A 17,275-nucleotide genomic window follows, 5' to 3' on the forward strand; every position below is an offset into this window, starting at 1 on the left:
CCGTTCTCCGTTTCGAGCTTTCCGGCCGCTCGCATTTCGTTCATCTCGCGACGGGGGCCGTTGTCCGGGGTGCCGAAAGGCGTCAGGTCCTCCGTCCCGGCATCGTGTCGCACACCGATCGCTAGCCGGGCGTCCCGTCGCGCTCGGTTCCCCGGGCGAGGCGCTGGGCCTGCCCGTCGTGCACGTCGCTCACCCATTCCCAGCCGGGCTTGGCCGACGGGCCGATCCGCGGGTCGTCGGGAGCACGGCCCTCACGCAGGGCGAGCACGTACGCCCGGTCCCGCTCGATCCGCGCGTGCGCCTGACCGGCCCCGCCGACCGACCCGTGGCCGGGGACGACGACGTCGACGTCGCCCGCCACGCCCTCCAGCAGTCGCAGCGCCGCGAGGTAGTCCTCGACCGGCTCGGTGCCGTCCATGTCGAGCATCGGGACCAGGACGTCGGAGAGCATGTCGCCGGCGACGAGAACCCCGCGCTCCTCGACGAACAGCGCCGCGTGGCCCGGCGCGTGCGCCTGATGCTCGATGATCCGGACCTGAGGGCCGTCCCATGGAATCCGCGCCGTCCCGGCGGGCAGGGCGGCGATGAGGCCGAGCAGGTCCAGCGGGACCCGCTCGGCGATGCCCGTCTCGAGCAGGTGGTCGGCGATGTCGGTCTTCGCGTTCGGGTGGGACAGCTGTTCCTGGACGGCGGCCGCGCAGCGGGCCGTGCCGTAACGAGGGGCCTCGCCGAGCCGGGCGTGCCAGAGCAGGTGATCCCAGTCCGGATGCGTCGAGAAGCCCGCCACAACGCTCTGACCCGACTCGGACAGGTCGTTCGCGAGGCAGGTCATCTCGTGGTCCTGCACCCCGGGGTCGATGAGCAACACGCCATCGCGGCCGTGCACGACGACGGCGTTGCTCTGACAGAACTCGCTCTCGTGGACCAGCACACCCTCAGCGACCTGCCTCAGCACGGGCGGCTCCTTCCGCTTGTGATTTGCAACCGCTCGTCGAGACCGTAGTGCCTAGTGGTGGTAAATCGCAAGCACTCTGGACGAAGCGGGTGAGCCACGGCCGGGGTGCCCGATCGGCGCCACCGTCGAGGTGTTCGCGCGGCCCGGCAGCCGGGGACTTCGCCACCGCCCACGAGCCGCGCGCCGCGCGCCGCGCGTTCGCGTCGCGCCAGCAGCCGACCGGCCCAGGCCGGGCACCCCCGGGCACCGCCGCCCCAGGCGAAGATCAGCGCGGGACGCCGGCGGGCGGGCGGAGCCCCCGGTTCCCTCGCAAAGGAGTGTTAACCTGGGGAAACGCGCGGGGCGCGAGCGGGGGTGGTGTCGATGACGAGTGCCCGGCAGCTCAAAGACAAGATCATTGAAGCCTTCAACGAGCACGATGTGGAGGGCATCGTGCGCCACTTCGCCCGGGAGGCCATCATGGTCTCCCCCATGGGGATCGTGGAGGGGCGAGAGCAGGTCAGCTGGTACTACGCGCACCTGTTCGAGGGTTTTCCGGACATGATGTTCACCGCCTGGAACAAACCCGTGCTCGACGATCCCGCGGTCACCGAGTACATGCTCACCGGCACGCACGACGGGCCCTTCCTGCTCGCCAACGGCAACGTGCTGCGGGCCACGGGCCGGCACATCGCGGTGCGCGGCGTCGCGGTGGCCAGCATCGAGAACGGGCTGATCGTCACCGACCGTGACTACTACGACCAGCTGGAGTGGTACACCCAGCTCGGCCTGCCGGTCGCGGTGAACGCTCAGCTCTGACAGGCACCGCGGTTCCGGCTCCGGGCGCGGCGCGAGCACGTCCGGGCACGCCGCACGCATAGGCCCACCGCACGCATAGGCCCACCGCACGCGTAAGCCCACCGCACGCGTAAGCCCACGGCCGGGTCGCGGGACCCGCCTCAGCTGCCGAGGACCGCGTGGACCGAGGAGACGGCGCCCGCGCCCTCTCCGACCGCGGTGGCCACCCGCTTGGTCGAACCCGAGCGGACGTCACCCACCGCGAAGACATGGCGCGCACTGGTCTGGAACGGCAGCGGCGTCCCGTGCGTCCCGTGCGTCCCCACGGGCAGGTGGCTGTCCGTGACGACGAAGCCGTGCTCGTCCTTCGCGACGTCCTTCACCCAGTCCGACTCCGGCGTGGCGCCGATGAAGCAGAACAACCCCCGGCAGTCCAGCCGATCCGACCCGCCGCCGGCGTCCGCCACGACGATCGACGTGAGGGTCTCGTCCCCGTCGAGCCGTCGCACCGTGCTTCCGGCCCGGACGTGGATCCGGGGATGGGCCAGGATCCGGTCCGCCAGGTACGCCGACATCTTCGCCCCGAGGTCGGCGGTTCGCACCACCAGGTTCACCGTGCAATCGCGAGCCGCCAGGGACAGCGCCGCCTGCCCGGCCGAGTTGGCGCCTCCGACCACCGCCACCGGCTGTGACTCGTACCTGCGGACCTCCAGCTCGGTCGCCGCGTACCGGATGCAGCCTCTCTCCTCGAACTCCGCCCACCGCGGGATGTCCAGGCGCCGGTAGCGCGCTCCGGTGGCGACGATCACCGTGGAGGTCTCGATGCGCGAGCCGTCCTTGAGCTCCACGACCGGTCGCCTCTCGTCGGACAGGTCCAGGCCGACGACCTTGCAGGGGGAGAAGATCTGGACGCCGAACTTGAGCGCCTGGATCATCGCCAGCCGGGTCAGCTCCTCACCGCCGACCCCCTGCGGGAAACCGAGATAGTTCTCGATCCGGGCGCTCTTCGCGGCCTGGCCTCCGATCCCGCAGCCGTCCAGCAGCACGGTGGCGAGGCCTTCGGACGCACCGTAGACCGCCGCGGCCAGACCGGCCGGTCCGGCGCCGACGACGACGAGATCGGGGACGCACGCCGTGGCGTGATAGGTCAGGCCGAGCGCCTCGGCGACCGTTCCCGGGGTGGCGCGGCGCAGCACCAGGCCGTTCGTCACCGCGACCGGGAGATCGTCCTCGCCGGCGCCGGCCGACCTCAGCAGAGCGCGCCCGGACAGCGACGTCGCGTCGAGCCACAGGTGCGGCAGGAGCATCTGCGTCACGTACGTGCGCAGGCAGAGCGTCTCGGCGGTGTCGGGCCGTCCGACCATTTCCAGGGCGCTGCCGGCCGTGGACCGCATGAGCTCGCGCCGTGCCCGGAACGTCTCGATCAGCACGTCGGCGATGTCGACCTGCTCGGCGAGGACACGGCGCAGGGCGTGCGCCGGGATCCGGACAACGGTCCCGGCGCTCGCGACGCGGGCCGTCAGATAGACCTGCTGGCCGGTCAGGAGGTTGAGCTCGCCGAGGAACTCACCCGGTCCGCGCCGATAGATCAGGTGTTCCGGCTCGATCGCCGTCGCGTCCCTGACGACATCCACGGTCGCCGTCCGCAGCAGGAAGAAGTCGTAGCCGGTGTCGCCCGAGGCATACAGGTTCTGCCCCTCCCGAACCTCCTCCGCCTCGCCGTACCCCGCGAGGCGGTTCGACTGCTCCTCGTTGAGGACGGTGCTTTCGCCGTCGCCGGCTTCCGTTCTCGGCATGATGGGACGCTCCTGTTGACGACGACTTCGCGACGCACGGCGGGAGGTCTTTCCACACGGTTCTCGTCACGATCTCCCCGGGACGAGCTTTCGGACGTCGGTCAGCGTGGTGCCGGCGAGGTGAGGGAGAACACCTCCGGCGAGTCGCCGGACGCCCACCGTGCGTGACAGGGGTCAGGCCGCGTTCTTACCGGCCAGGGAGATCAGCTCGTCCGCGGCGGGCCCGGAAGAGGCCGGGTTCTGCCCGGTGACGAGCAGCCCGTCGGTCACCACGTACGACTCGAAGTCGCCCGCCTTGGAGAAGTCGGCGCCCTTGGCCACCAGCTCGTCCTCCACCAGGAAGGGCACCACTTTCGTCAGGCCCATGGCCTCTTCCTCACTGTCGGTGAAGCCGGTCACCCTGCGCCCCGCGACCAGCGCGCCGCCGTCCGGCCTCCTGGCGTGACGCAGCACGCCCGGCGCGTGGCACACCAGCGCCAACGGCTTGCCCGAGGCGGCCATCCGCTCGATCAGCCTGATCGACGCCTCGTCCTCGGCCAGGTCCCACAGCGGGCCGTGCCCGCCCGGGTAGAAAACCGCGTCGAAGTCGTCGGCGGACACCGTGTCCAGCCGCACCGTCCCGTCCAGCTGGGCCTCGGCCTCGGCATCGGCCTCGAACCGGCGGGTCTGGTCGGTCCTGAACTGCTCCTCATCGCTCTTCGGGTCCAGCGGCGCCCGCCCACCCCTCGGCGAGGCCAGCGTGATCTCCCACCCGGCGTCCTTGAAGCGGTAGTACGGCGCGGCGAGCTCCTCGAGCCAGAACCCGGTCTTGCGCCCGGTGTCACCCAGCTCGTCATGGGAGGTCAGCACGATCAAAACCTTCAATGTCCCGCTCCTCGTCTCGTCCCCGGACTTCGGCGTCAGTGAAGTGCATCACCTCACCGCTCATGTCCAAACGTGGGAGATGCGCACTTGACGAACACTGAACGGACAGATGGCGCGCGGCGCCGCCATCTGACACCCACGAAGGACGATCCGGCGGGTCGACCCGCGCGATGGGCGGCGACGCGGCGACCGTCGCCGCCCGGCCGACTCTCCGGCCCGGGGGCGCGCCGGTCTTCGGACGCCGTCGCGGTGCCGGGACGGCGGGCTCACGGCCCGGGGTGAGGCAGGTCCCGGTTGGACTCTCCCCCTGTGGGAGGCTCCACGCTACTCCCAGTGGTCCCCTGCGCTTGATCGTGAAGGTGTCGGGGACGGGGACCTGTGAGGAGAGCGACGCATGACCATCGTGAAGGACGTCGAGGCCCGTGGCACGCACCACTGCGAGACGACGGCGCTGGGGGTGCTGTTACGGCATGAGGGGCTCGATCTGTCCGAGCCCATGCTGTTCGGGCTGGGCTCGGGCCTGTCCTTCGTCTACTGGGACGGCAGGGGCATGGCGTTCCCCTTCCTCGGAGGCCGCGTCAAACCCTTCGAGCTCACCAGGAACCTGGCCGCCAGGCTGGGGCTGGCGTTGACGGTCGAGGAGACCACCTCGGCGCGCAAGGCGTGGAGGAACGTGGCCGCTCCCATCGACGCCGGCCGGCCGGTCGGCCTTCAGCTCGACTGCTACCACCTGGACTACTTCCGCTCCAAGGTGCACTTCGGCGGGCATGTCGTCGCCATGTACGGCTACGACGAGCACGAGGCCCACCTCGTGGACACCGACCAGCAGGGAGGAGCGGTGCGCACCAGCCTGGCCGGCCTCGCCGTGGCGCGCGCCGCACGCGGCCCGATGACCGCCAGGAACCGGTCCTTCACCATCGCCCTGCCCGCTCACCCGATTTCCTGGCAGGACCGGCTCGTCCCCGCCATCAGGGACTGCGCCGAGGCCTTCCTCTCCCCTCCCATCGCGAACCTGGGCCACCGCGGCATCGAAAAAGCCGGCAGGCAGGTGCCCGGATGGCTGCCGCGCGCCGCCGATCCGCGGCGGGACCTGCCGCAGGCCGCTCTCCTCATGGAGAAGGGCGGCACCGGCGGCGCCCTGTTCCGCGCCCTCTACCGCGACTTCCTCGACGAGTGCACCCGGCTGATCGACGACGGTGACCTCCGCACCGGCCACAGGCTGTACGCCGAGGCCGCCGCCCTGTGGACCGACGTGTCCACCCTGATCGCGAAGGCCGGGGAGAGCGGCGACGCGGCGTACCTCGAACAGGCCGGTGTCATCCTCCACGATCTTTCGCGCGTCGAACATGACGCCATGCGGGCGCTGCGCCGGCTGTAGCGCGAAGCCGGGTGCGGCGGAGACCGGCCGGCGCACCCCGTTCCGCCACCGCCCCGTGCTCGCAGGGGGTGCCGTCCCGTGCTCACAGGGGGTGCCGTCCCGCCCGCACGGACTTCCGCCGGCCGCGGCGGGTTGTGGCTTCTGACCGGTCGTACTATATTTTGGCCATGCGGCCAGAAAATCAGCCGGACGGCCAGAAGCAGCCTTCGTTCATCCAGGAGGCCCGACGGGCGCAGATCATCGAGAGCGCCATCGAGACCCTGATGGAGCTGGGTTACGCCAACACCTCGCTGGCGCACATCGCCGAGCGCGCCGGCGTCAGCAAGGGCGTGATCTCGTACCACTTCGCCGGCAAGGACGAGCTGATGGAGCGGATCGTCGAGCACGTCTACCGCGACATCGCCCGGTTCGTCGTACCGCTGACGGAGAAGGAGACCACGGCGGCCGAGGCGCTGCGGGCGAACATCCGCGCGGTCGCCGAGTACATGCGGGGCCACCGCGCCCAGCTGCTCGCCCTCGGAGAGATCTTCAACAATTCCCGCGCCCCCGGCGGCAGGCGGCGCTACGGCGTCGCCTTCAACGAGCCGATCTACAAGGACCGGGAGACGCTGTTCCGTCTCGGCCAGCGGAACGGCGAGTTCCGCTCCTTCGACCCCCGCGTGATGTCCGTCACCGTGCAGGCCGCGATCGACGGCATGTTCGCCTACTGGGTGACCAACCCCGACCACGACCTGGAAGCGCACGCGAACGAGCTGGCGGACCTGTTCGAGCACGCCGCCCGGGCCGCACCCCCTGGATGAGCCGACCCCCTGGAGAAACGGCGAACCGATGACACAGCCCGCCAACCGGCCGACCGCGCCGACCGCGTCGCCGACCGCACCACCGACCGCCTCCCCGCGCCTCCTGTACGTCGACAACCTGCGCACCGCCCTGATGGCGCTCGTGGTGATCCACCACTCCGCGATCGCCTACAGCAACGTCCCGCGCTGGTACTACGTGGAACCGCCGACCGACCCGTCGGGAACGCTCCTGGACGTCATGCTGGTGCTCAACCAGGCGTTCTTCATGGGCGCCTTCTTCCTCGTCTCGGGACTCTTCGTGCCGGGCTCCTACGACCGCAAGGGGGCCGGGCTGTTCCTGAGGGAGCGGCTGCTGCGCCTGGGGGTCCCGCTGCTGCTCTGGCTGCTGGTGCTCCGCCCCCTGGTGACCATCGGCGGTTACGCCGCCGCCCAGGAGGGGACCGGGCTTCCCTACTGGCGGTTCTACCTGCTCTCGTTCACCCCCGGGCCGATGTGGTTCGTCGAGGTGCTGCTGGTGTTCAGCGCGCTCTACGTCCTGTGGCGGCGCCTGACCGCCGGGAAGCGGCGCGCGTCCGAGCCGGCTCCGGTCACGGGCCGGGCGCCCGGCGCCGTCGCGATCGCCGGGTTCGCCGCCGCGCTGGCCCTGGTGACCTACCTGTGGCGCATCGCGGTGCCGATGGGCGCGTCGATCCTGGGGTTGCCCACACCCGCCTACCTGCCGCAGTACGTGTCACTGTTCGTCGTCGGGCTGGTCGCGGCCCGGCGCGGCTGGCTGGAGGGCCTGTCCAGAACGGCCGGCCGGATCGGGTTCGCCACCGCGGCCGTCGCCGCGGTCGCGCTCGTCCTCCTCCTGGTCACCACCGAGGACGCGATCCTGGGTCACGCAACCCTGCCGTCCCTGCTGGCGGCGATCTGCGAGTCGGCGCTCGCCGTCGGCCTCGTCATCGGCCTTCCGGTGCTGTTCCGGGAGCGCCTCGCCCACCAGGGACGCCTCCGCCGGTTCCTGTCGGCGCACGCCTACACCGTCTACGTCATCCACCCGGTCGTGCTGGTCGCCCTGGGCTACGCCCTCCGCGACGTGCAGGCGCCCGCGGTCGCGAAGTTCGCGCTGCTCACCGCCCTCGCGCTACCGCTGTGCTGGACGACGGCGTACCTGGTACGCGCCGTTCCCGGCGCCCGGAGGGTGCTCTAGAACGTACGGGATCGCGACGGCCGGGACGGGGCAAGTCGTTTCAGCGCGACCGCTCACCGAAGGGCGCCGAACCGGTAATCGGAGAAGGAACGCGGCGAAGACCATCACCGCCCTTCGAAATCCGGGCTCCCCGGAACACGGTTTTCAATACGGCCAGGCGCGGTAAGGGCGAACCGTAAATCAAATCGGCGATCGTCACCCTGATCTCAGGTACGCGAAAACCGATCCCCGGAAGGGGACGCGAAACCGGGCCACCGTCTCCGGAGGATCGTTCACCGGACGGCGGCCCGGGAAAGCGCGCCGGCGGGGTGAGGCGGCGACGGGGCTGTCCGGCCAGGGCTCCGACTCCTGGCCGGATGCCGTATTACCGGGCTCCCGCCCCCGTGTCAACTTACCTCGATGCGCCTTTCCAATGCCCCGAACCGCCATCTTGACAAGTTTTTGACAAAACCTTCGTATTTCGATTTCCGGTGAACCGGCGACGCTTTTACGCCTGATGACAAATCCCCTCCCGGCCGTCCCGGTTTTTACTTTCGACAAAAATTGGGCGGCGATATTGAAAGTCCGGCCGCAGCGGCACACACTCGGCGTTGAGAAGGCCCACCCCCCAGCCTTTGGAGCCACAATGGACCGATCCGTAACCGGAATTCACGGGCGCGGGAAACCGATGCTGCGGCGCCTCGCCTCGGCCGTCGTCGCGATGCTCGCCGTCGCGTTCCTCTGCGTGCCGCCCGCCAGCGCCCTCGCGCTGCCGACGCCGAAGGATCTGACCGCCTACCTCGACCTCGAATGCTTCAAGACCAGCCCGTACCAGCCGCCCGCCGCCACGCTCACGCTGCGGCACCTCAACCCGGTGCTCGGCAACCTGCCGATCGAGACCGTCGTCCTCGGCCAGCGCGAGCAACTGTGCGTCCCGGTCGCCAAGAACAACCAGCTGCCGCCCTCGCCCGCGCTGAACTTCATCAGGTTCATCGACCTGGCCTGTTACAAGATCTCCGGCACCACGGTGACCACGGGCCTCGTGCTCAGCCACCTCAACCCGCTGTTCCAGGGCCTGCCGCGCACGCAGGTCTCCCTGAACACCCCGCAGCAGCTGTGCGTGCCGGTCATCAAGAACAACGTGGTCCCGCCCGCCGAGGTGCTGTCGCTCGTCCGCCACATCGACCTCAAGTGCTACGGCATCACCCCCAACACCCCGCTGAACCAGCAGCTGTCCCTGCGCCAGCTCAACCCCGTCCTGACCCCGATCATCCCCACGCACGGCGCGGTGGTCCTCAACGCCCGCCAGCTGTGCGTCCCGGTGCAGAAGGCCGGTGACGTCATCCCGGACGACGTACTCAAGATCGTCCGCTGGATCGACCTGGAGAAGTTCGACATCTCCGCCCCCGCCCTGCCCTCGGTCTCGCTGACCCTGCGGCACATCAACCCCGTTCTCGCCGGTCTCCCGCCCGAGCCGGCCGTTCTCAGCGGCGCGAGCCAGCTGGCCCTGCCGGTCGCCAAGAACGGCAACTTCCCGCCGGGCTGACCCCCTGCCCCCTGACCTCCTGACCTCCTGACCTGCGGGCCCCTTCACCGCCATCGGTGGAGGGGCTCCGCCGGTCTGTGATCGAATACGTCCCCATGGACGACATGGCGCTGGAGACGCTCGCGCGGCGGCTGACAGGGATCCCCGGGGTGGTCGCGGTCGCTCTCGGCGGCAGCCGGGCCCGTGGCACGCACCGCCCGGACTCGGACATCGACCTGGGGCTGTACTACCGGGGCGACCTGGACGTGGCGGCGCTGCGGGCACTGGCCGTACAGGAGACCGGGGAGCAGACCGAGCTGACCGCGCCGGGCGGCTGGGGCCCCTGGGTCGACGGCGGCGGCTGGCTGACCGTCGGCGGCCGGCAGGTCGACTGGATCTACCGCGACCTGGACCGGGTCCACCGGATCTGGGCCGACTGCCGGGAGGGCCGCTACGAGGTCGGGGTCCAGGCCGGGCATCCGCTGGGCTTCTACTCCCACGCCTACGCCGGCGAGGTGGCGCTGTGCCGGGTGCTGTCCGACCCCACCGGGGAGCTCGCCGACCTGCGGGAACGTACCTCCGCCTACCCCGAGGCGCTGGGCGCCGCGCTCGTGGGCGGCCTGTGGGAGGCGGACTTCTCCGTGGCACTGGCACGGTACGGGGCGGCCGGCGACGACCCCGCCTACGCGGCCGGCTGCCTGTTCCGCGCCGTCGGCGTCGCCTGCCAGGCCCTGCACGGCCACGCGGGCCGGTGGCTGGTCAACGAGAAGGGCATGGTGGCCTCCGCGGGCCGGCTGCCCCGCGCCCCCCGGGACTTCGCCGCACGGGCGCGGAGGCTGCTCGGCCACGTCGGCGAGTCGGCGCGGCGGATCGAGCAGGTCGTGGCCGACGCGGCCGTCCTGACGGACGAGGTACGGGCGGCCGTGTCGCCTGACACCCCCCGGGTCCGGTGGAGCCGGTTCGGCTGATTCCCGCACCGGCACGGCCCGGCCCGCCGGTTTCGTCGTCCACGCCGACCGGCACGTACCGGCCCGACCGGTCCAGGACGAGGGCCGGCCCGGCGGGGCGTTCCACGGGCGGCTTGGCCGTGAGCAGCCGCTGATCCCGGCGGTTTTCCCGCCCTGCCCGCGAGACCGGCCACCCGGGTCCGGCCGGGAATCGTGAACGCGGTGCCGTCGTCGAGGGCGGCGTGACCGCCGGTCATCCCTCCGGGACCACCGCCCGGCCGGTCGCCGGCCGGTCGTCGGCCGTGGCGCCGCCGGAGCCGCGTCCGGGTGTCGCGGCATCCACATCGCGACTTCCGTCAGGTCGTGTGGCGCGGCGGGGCGCCGTTGTCTCGAGTGACTATCTGTAGTCAGTCATGTAAGGCAAGGAGCGTAAGCGCGTACTTTCCTTCACGGTATTCGGGGGTCCTCAGGCATGTTGGCCATATCAGGCGCACTGCCTCGGTACTACCGGCTGCTGGGATCGCCATGGTCTCGGTGACCTGGGGCGGTGAAGCGGATCTCGTGTGACGCTTTGGCAGCGAGGAAGTCCAGCAGGCCGCCGCCCTCGACGGTCAACGCGTCGCGGTCGAGCGCGGACAGCGGTGCGAACGGGTGCACGGTCAGTGTCGCCCTGCCGTGTGCGATGGTGAATGTCCAGGTCGCCGCGGTGAAGCCGTCGAGGAGCACCAGGCGCGGGACGGGGCCGTGCGGTTCGAAGTTCTGCCGGCGAAGGCCGTCGGTGATCACCCTGGAGCGGTTGTGGTGTGACAGCAGCAGGTTGTCGAAGTCGTACAAGAACCGGGCGGGCGCACAGGCCTGCGGATCGGGCCGGGGCGCGTCGGGCAGGTCGAACAGTTCCGCGCCGTTCTCGTCGCGGAACGTGGCCAGGCGGGGCCGGAGCCGGTCGAGCACCTCCGCCAGCCGGGTCAGGCCGCACCAGGTCTGCACGTCGCGTACGGTCGCCGGGCCGAACGCGGCCAGGTAGCGCAGGACCATCTGGTCGATCGTGTGGTCGGTGCGCAGCGGCGCGCCCGCCCACAACTCGAGGGGCGCGTGGACGGTCCGGCCGCCGACGCCCCACACCCCGCGGGGCGGGGTCTGCACGACCGGCAGGAGGTTGCGCACCGCGTAGGCGAGGCTCGCCGGGGCGCGGTCCGGCCACCGCTGGGCCAGCAGCCGGCCGAGCTCGCCCGGGGTGCGGGGCCGCTCGTCGAGCAGTTCCCGGCCCGCGGTCACCACCTGGCCGGTGTCCAGCTCGTGCATCGCCCGGCCGTGGGTGTGGTTGGCGAACAGATCGCGGTCCAGCACCGGCTGCACGAGTGGGCGCAGCGCGAGCGCGTCGGCCGTGCTGACGAGGTGGATCGTCGAGCGCATGAGGGCGATCCGCACGGCCCGGCGCTGGGTGAGCAGCGCCGCCACCTCCTCGGGCCGGCACGCGGTGAGCCGGCTCCACAGTCCCACGTACCAGGTGTGCGGGGTCTGCGCCTGTAGGCCCACCAGGTGTTCGACGGCCTGCAGCGGGGTGAGGTCGGCGCGGCGCAGGAGCAGCTGCCGGTCGAGGGTGGCGCGGTTGAGGGCGCGGCGGGTCAGGGTCTGCATGGCGGTACTCCCGAGAGTTCGAAGCCGGGGGTGCGCGCGGCGAGATGCCCGCCGCGCGCACCCGCTCGGCACGGTTCAGCGCAGCCGGCGGAAGAAGCCGCGGATGTCGTCGACCAGCAGGCCGGGCGCGTCATGTGCGGCGAAGTGGCTGCCGGTGTCGTAGACGTTCCAGGACACGATGTTCTTGTGGTCGCGTTCGGCGAACGGTCGGATCGACTGGAAGTCCCAGGCGAAGTTCGCCAGCCCGAGCGGCACGGTAGTGGGTTCGGCCGGTCTGCCGGTGGCGTGGGAGTCCTCGTAGTACAGGCGTGCGGCCGAGGCGGCGGTGTTGGTGAGCCAGTAGATCATGGTGTTGGTCAGCACGTAGTCCGCGTCGAGGTTCGGGCCGAGCAATTGCGCGTTCCAGCCCAGTTGTCCCACCGGCGAGTCGGCCAGCGCGTGGGCCAGGGTCTGCGGTGCGGTGGACTGCAGCTTGTCGTAGGCGCCGCCGTTGTCCGTCCACCACTGCAGGAACCGGACCTTCTTCTGGTCCTCCTCCGACAGCCCGGCCAGCTCGGCCGGGTCGCCGGAGGGGAAGGAGAAGATCTGGGTGACGTGCACGCCCATGACGTGCTCGGGGTCGTGACGGCCCACCTCGGGCGAGATGTGTGAGCCGCAGTCGTTGCCGTGCGCGCCGTAGCGCTCGTAGCCGAGGCGGCGCATCAGCTCGGCCCACGCTCTGGCGATCCGGTACCGGTCCCAGCCCCGCTCGGTGGTGGGACCGGAGAAGCCGAACCCGGGGATGGACGGGATCACCAGGTGGAAGGCGTCGGCCGCATCGCCGCCGTGCGCTCGGGGATCGCTCAGCGGGCCGACGACATCGAGGTACTCCACGACGGTGGTCGGCCAGCCATGCGTGAGCAGCAGCGGGGTGGCGTCCGGCTCGGGTGAGCGGACGTGCAGGAAGTGCACGTTCTGCCCGTTGATGGTGGTGGTGTACTGGGGGTGGGAGTTGATTTTCGCCTCCCATGCGCGCCAGTCGTAGCCGTCGCGCCACCGCTGCGCCAGGCCCCGCACGTACTGCAGCGGCACGCCGTAGTCGTTGCCGGCCTCGGGCAGCTCGTCGCTCCAGCGGACCCGGGCCAGGCGTTCGGCCAGGTCGTCCAGGTCGGCTTGCGGGATGTCGATACGGAAATCACGGATCTCAGCCGTGTCGATCTCGGTCATGGCACCGACCCTGCCGGACCATTAGGACGGTTCCGCTCCTAATGGTCCGGCATGCTGAAGGAATGTTGGACACCTCGGCCCGCCTCCTGCGCCTGCTCTCCCACCTGCAGACCCCACGCGAGTGGACCGGTGCCGAACTCGCCGAGCGCCTCGCGGTGAGCGGGCGGACCGTACGGGCCGACGTGCAGCGCCTGCGTAACCTCGGCTACCCGGTGCTGGCCACCCGTGGTTCCGCCGGCGGCTACCGGCTCGGTGCCGGTGCCGTGCTGCCGCCGTTGCTGCTCGACGACGAGGAGGCGGTCGCCGTCACCGTCGGCCTGCGGACCGCGACCGGTGGCGCCATCGCGGGGATCGAGGAGGCGTCGTTGCGGGCGCTGGCGAAGCTGGAGCAGGTGCTGCCGTCGCGGTTGCGGCGCCGGGTCAACACCCTGCAGGCCTACACGGTGCCGGTGCCCCGCGGCGACGCCGGCCCCGGCGTGGATGCGTCGGTCCTGACCACGCTGAGCGCGCTCTGCCGCGACCGGGAACGGCTTCGCTTCGACTACCGTGACCACGCCGGCGCGGCCGCCGTGCGCACGGTCGAGCCATACCGGCTCGTCATCTGGGGCCGCCGCTGGTACCTGCTGGCCTGGGACGTCGAGCGGAGCGACTGGCGCACCTTCCGCGTCGACCGGATCCGGCCCCGCACCCCGACCGGCCCCCGTTTCACCCCACGAGACCTACCCGACGACGACGTCGCCGCCTACGTCTCCCGCCGGGTGTCCGCCGCCGCCTGGCGCTACCGGGCGAAGGTCACCGTGCACGCGCCGGCCGAGGTGATCGCCGATCGGATCGGTCCGGCGGCCGGTACGGTCGAACGCCTCGACGAACACACCTGCGTCCTGCACACCGGCGCCGACACGATCGAGACCCTCGGTGTCTATCTGGGCCTGCTCGATGCGGACTTCGACGTCACCGGGCCGCCGGAACTCCTCACGCACCTGCACCGACTCGCCCACCGATACCTCCGCGCGACCACCTCGTCCGCACCCGATGATCCGACCGGGTGAGCGCCCGTCGCCGCATGACCACAACACCGCCGGCTCCGAAAGCCATCGGGAAACCGGCCACAAGCTGACGGGGCGGCTGGTCGCCGGAGCAGGCAAGAGCGGCCCCATCTTGATCACACAGTTGGTCGCGGTCCCCGCCAGGAGGACCGCCTCCACCAAGCCCTTCAACGCACCCACGACGCATTGGAAACGCGGTTCGGGGAGTCGCTACGTGCCTGACGTGACCGACAGGAGCACAAGCCGCCGACCAGCCAGTTCGCTCAACCACCCCAGATAATTCGGGAGACGCCCGTGCGCCTCGATCCGCCCAGGTGTGAGCGGTGGGGGGCCGCGCGCCCGGAGATGGGGTTGGTATTACTATACCGGTGAGTGTTAGAGTGACTGGTATAACTATACCGACACCCTGTAGCGCGAGGTAATTTCGTGATTGAGCTGAAGACGCCTGCGGAGATCCAACGCATGCACGTGACCGGGCGTTTCGTCGCCGAGGTGCTCTCCGAGGTCGGCCGGCTCGCCGACGTGGGCGTCAACCTCCTGGACCTGGAACACTACGTGCGCGGCATGATCAAACAGTCCGGGGCCGAGTCGTGCTACTGGGACTACGCGCCCTCCTTCGGACGCGGCCCGTTCCGCAACGTCATCTGCCTGTCGGTGAACGACGCCGTCCTGCACGGCCTGCCCCACGACTACACGCTGCGTGACGGCGACGTGCTCAGCGCGGACATCGCGGTCAGCGTCGACGGCTGGGTGGCCGACTCGGCGCGCACGGTCGTCGTCGGCACCGCCGCCGAGGAGGACCTGCGGATCATCCGTGCCACCGAGGAAGCGCTGGAGGCGGCGATCGAGGTGGCGCGTCCGGGCAATCGCCTGGGTGACATCTCGGCGGCCATCGGGGCGGTGGCCGCCGACTACGGCTATCCGGTCAACACCGAGTTCGGTGGCCACGGCATCGGCCGCACCATGCACGAGGGGCCCCACGTCGCGAACAAGGGCCGGGCGGGGCGCGGCCTCGTGCTCCGGCCGGGTCTGGCGCTCGCGCTCGAACCGTGGTTCGCCCGCACGACCGACCGGATCGTCTACGACGCCGACGGCTGGACGATCCGGTCGGCCGACGGCTCACGCACGGCCCACTCCGAGCACACGGTCGCCATCACCGAGGACGCCCCCCTGGTGCTCACCCGGCGTGAATCCGAGAGCCCCGCGACGAGGGGCGGCGCCGTGGTGGGACAGGAACGGGCACGAACCGGCGGCTGGAGGGACGACCCCACCGGCCGCTAGGATCGTCCGCGTGGATCTGGCCGACACCGCCGCCCGGCTCGGGGTGCCCGTCGAGGACGTCGACCGCGTGCACCGGCTCGCCGGTGACCGGCCGTCGGCTCCGCTGCCCGCCAGGGCCGACGCGCCCGCGATCCTCGACCGGCTCGCGGTGCGGCCGGACGACGCCGCCGAGATCATGGCGGGCTGGCCCGACCCCGGCTCTCCGCTGTGGACCCCGGAGCTGCGCTGGCTGCTCGACCGCTCGATCGCCCTGGTCCGCGCCGATCTCGGGGGCCACACCTGGCTCTCGCCCGGCCCGGAGCTGCCGCGCGAGCGGGGCCCCGCCTGGCGGCATCTCTACGTGTACGCGTACCTGGCCCTGGTCGACGTCGTCATGAGATATCACCGCGACCACGGCATCGCCGATGCCGTGTCGTGGGTGACCCTCTCGGACCTGGGCCGCAACCTCGCGATCGACCGGCGGATGCGCCGCGAGGGCTGGCCGGTCATGCAGAGCTGGCTGACGCTGCACACGCGCGGCGCCGTCCACGAGCTGGGCCGGCTGCAGTACCACCGCGGCGGCACCGCCATCGACCTGCACATCCCCGAGGCGGGGCCGATGACCCCGGAGGCGGTCGCGGCGTCGCTCGACGAGGCCCGCGCGTTCTTCCCGCGCCACTTCCCCGACGAGCGCTACACGTCGTTCGCCTGCGGCTCGTGGCTGCTCGACCCGCAGCTGCTGGAGTACCTGCCCGGCGACTCCAACATCGTCCGGTTCCAGCGGAGGTTCGAGCTGGAGCCCTACCAGGAGCCGGAAGGGCTGGACGCCGACGTCGAGGTGCTGCGGTTCGTGTTCCGCACCCTGAGCACGCCGCTCGACCGGCTGCCGCGCCGCACCGCCCTCCAGCGCGCGATCGTCGACCACCTGAAGGCCGGCCGCCACTGGCGAATCCGCCGCGGCCACTTCCCGATCTAGCCCCCCGGCAAGGTGGGACATCACAGCGCCACCGCATCGCCACCGCTCCCGGCCCGTCCCGACGCCGCGGCGGGTCAGAGACAGGCACCGGGTACGGCGGCGCCGAGAACGGGGCGTTGGAGGTGTCGCGGACTGATCATGACGCCGGTGATCCGGGTGGCGAGTGCCAGGGCCGCCGGGAGGGGGTTGTCGACGCTGTCGTCGGCGGCCGGATCGATGCCCAGCTCACGGAGGTGACGGTTGAGCCGGTCGGGCTCCGCGCCCTGCCTGTCGACGGGAAGCCTCGGGTTGATGTCCGTGACGAGCCGGCCGTCGACGGCGTAGGCGACGTGGTGCTGGGCGTAGTCATGCCGGTGCACCGCCACGGCCTCTCCCCCGTCGCGCGACAGGGCACCCAAGACCTCCCGGTCCGCGCCGCGCCAGCCGCAGTCCTCGATCGCGACGGTCCAGTCCCCGATTCGCCTCACGGTGATGACCTCGGGTCCTTCCGGACAGGAGTGGTCCCCGTCTTCGATCAGCCGGATGTCCTCGTCCGCGGCGCCGAGCCGGCGCAGCACCTCGTGCTCGTCGAGCCCGCGAACGAAGACGATCGTGTAGATGACCCCGAGCCGGCCGCCCTCCTCGTTCTGCCACTCGTAGTCCTCCGGGGACGCGCCGGGGGTCCTCGCGGTGGCGTGGACCATCTCGAACGTGTCCGCCTGCTCGTAGACCTCGGGATGGGCGGCGAAGAAGGCGTCGATGATCTCCCGGGCGACCCGGCCGCGGTGGCTGACGGAGTGGCCCTGCGCCTTCGCCCATGCGCGGATGCGGAGGGAGGTGTCACGCCCGTACGTCCGGTGGGTGACGCGAAGGGGGGTGAAGTCGGCATCGGACATGATCGAAAACTACCGGCAGGCCGGATGTCCTGTCTGCCCTTCCAGGCCTCACCCCTGGTGA

15 protein-coding genes are annotated in these 17,275 nt (G+C 71.0%); 9 read left to right on the forward strand and 6 right to left on the reverse strand.

Translation table 11 applies throughout. The features are described 5' to 3' along the window. Positions 1-121: 121 nt before the first annotated feature. On the reverse strand, positions 122-955 hold the full coding sequence (locus AC5L38_RS34855) for an MBL fold metallo-hydrolase (RefSeq protein ID WP_495247062.1): 834 nt from the start codon (positions 953-955) through the stop codon (positions 122-124). A gap of 363 nt (positions 956-1,318) precedes the next feature. On the opposite strand from AC5L38_RS34855, the gene AC5L38_RS34860 reads away from it, so the two are divergent. Next, on the forward strand, positions 1,319-1,753 hold the full coding sequence (locus AC5L38_RS34860; RefSeq protein WP_495247063.1) for an ester cyclase: 435 nt from the start codon (positions 1,319-1,321) through the stop codon (positions 1,751-1,753). 140 nt (positions 1,754-1,893) lie between these two features. On the opposite strand, the gene AC5L38_RS34865 is transcribed toward AC5L38_RS34860, so the two are convergent. Both AC5L38_RS34865 and AC5L38_RS34870 read right to left on the reverse strand, forming a co-directional pair. Further along, positions 1,894-3,528, reverse strand: coding sequence for an FAD-dependent oxidoreductase (locus tag AC5L38_RS34865; RefSeq protein ID WP_495247064.1), 1,635 nt, complete (start codon positions 3,526-3,528; stop codon positions 1,894-1,896). A 174-nt stretch (positions 3,529-3,702) separates the two neighbouring features. Then, positions 3,703-4,392, reverse strand: a complete 690-nt coding sequence (locus AC5L38_RS34870; protein ID WP_495247065.1) for a type 1 glutamine amidotransferase domain-containing protein — start codon at positions 4,390-4,392, stop codon at positions 3,703-3,705. Positions 4,393-4,786: 394 nt separating this feature from the next. Here AC5L38_RS34870 and AC5L38_RS34875 point away from each other — a divergent pair, with 394 nt between their 5' ends. From AC5L38_RS34875 to AC5L38_RS34895, 5 genes are all read left to right on the forward strand, one after another. Next, positions 4,787-5,770: a BtrH N-terminal domain-containing protein gene (locus AC5L38_RS34875; RefSeq protein WP_495247066.1), complete on the forward strand. Its 984-nt coding sequence runs from the start codon at positions 4,787-4,789 to the stop codon at positions 5,768-5,770. Positions 5,771-5,937: 167 nt separating this feature from the next. Then, positions 5,938-6,570 carry a TetR/AcrR family transcriptional regulator gene (locus tag AC5L38_RS34880; protein ID WP_495247067.1) on the forward strand — a complete coding sequence of 211 codons (633 nt, stop codon included), beginning with the start codon at positions 5,938-5,940 and terminating at the stop codon, positions 6,568-6,570. Between the two features lie 28 nt (positions 6,571-6,598). Beyond that, positions 6,599-7,762 carry an acyltransferase family protein gene (locus AC5L38_RS34885; RefSeq protein WP_495247068.1) on the forward strand — a complete coding sequence of 388 codons (1,164 nt, stop codon included), beginning with the start codon at positions 6,599-6,601 and terminating at the stop codon, positions 7,760-7,762. Between the two features lie 667 nt (positions 7,763-8,429). Continuing rightward, entirely contained in the window at positions 8,430-9,287 is an 858-nt protein-coding gene (locus tag AC5L38_RS34890) for a hypothetical protein (protein WP_495247069.1), read from the forward strand. A 77-nt stretch (positions 9,288-9,364) separates the two neighbouring features. Beyond that, on the forward strand, positions 9,365-10,234 hold the full coding sequence (locus AC5L38_RS34895) for a nucleotidyltransferase domain-containing protein (protein ID WP_495247070.1): 870 nt from the start codon (positions 9,365-9,367) through the stop codon (positions 10,232-10,234). 483 nt (positions 10,235-10,717) lie between these two features. Here AC5L38_RS34895 and AC5L38_RS34900 read toward each other — a convergent pair whose 3' ends face one another. Both AC5L38_RS34900 and AC5L38_RS34905 read right to left on the reverse strand, forming a co-directional pair. Further along, positions 10,718-11,851 (reverse strand): winged helix DNA-binding domain-containing protein, encoded by a 1,134-nt coding sequence (locus AC5L38_RS34900; protein WP_495247071.1) that lies wholly within the window; start codon positions 11,849-11,851, stop codon positions 10,718-10,720. Positions 11,852-11,926: 75 nt separating this feature from the next. Continuing rightward, the gene (locus AC5L38_RS34905) at positions 11,927-13,057 is read right to left on the reverse strand and encodes an epoxide hydrolase family protein (RefSeq protein WP_495247072.1); all 1,131 of its coding nucleotides are present in this window, start codon (positions 13,055-13,057) and stop codon (positions 11,927-11,929) included. 62 nt (positions 13,058-13,119) lie between these two features. Here AC5L38_RS34905 and AC5L38_RS34910 point away from each other — a divergent pair, with 62 nt between their 5' ends. From AC5L38_RS34910 to AC5L38_RS34920, 3 genes are all read left to right on the forward strand, one after another. Further along, a complete protein-coding gene (locus tag AC5L38_RS34910) occupies positions 13,120-14,106 on the forward strand; it encodes a helix-turn-helix transcriptional regulator (RefSeq protein ID WP_495247073.1) in 987 nt (328 codons plus the stop codon). Positions 14,107-14,529: 423 nt separating this feature from the next. Next, positions 14,530-15,384 (forward strand): type I methionyl aminopeptidase, encoded by an 855-nt coding sequence (gene map / locus AC5L38_RS34915; RefSeq protein WP_495247074.1) that lies wholly within the window; start codon positions 14,530-14,532, stop codon positions 15,382-15,384. A gap of 10 nt (positions 15,385-15,394) precedes the next feature. Next, complete coding sequence (locus tag AC5L38_RS34920) at positions 15,395-16,339, forward strand: acyltransferase domain-containing protein (protein WP_495247075.1); 945 nt, start codon at positions 15,395-15,397, stop codon at positions 16,337-16,339. Positions 16,340-16,413: 74 nt separating this feature from the next. On the opposite strand, the gene AC5L38_RS34925 is transcribed toward AC5L38_RS34920, so the two are convergent. Further along, a complete protein-coding gene (locus tag AC5L38_RS34925) occupies positions 16,414-17,214 on the reverse strand; it encodes a DUF6461 domain-containing protein (protein WP_495247076.1) in 801 nt (266 codons plus the stop codon). Between the last annotated feature and the right edge of the window lie 61 nt (positions 17,215-17,275).

It is taken from the genome of Streptosporangium nanhuense (genome assembly GCF_059358815.1).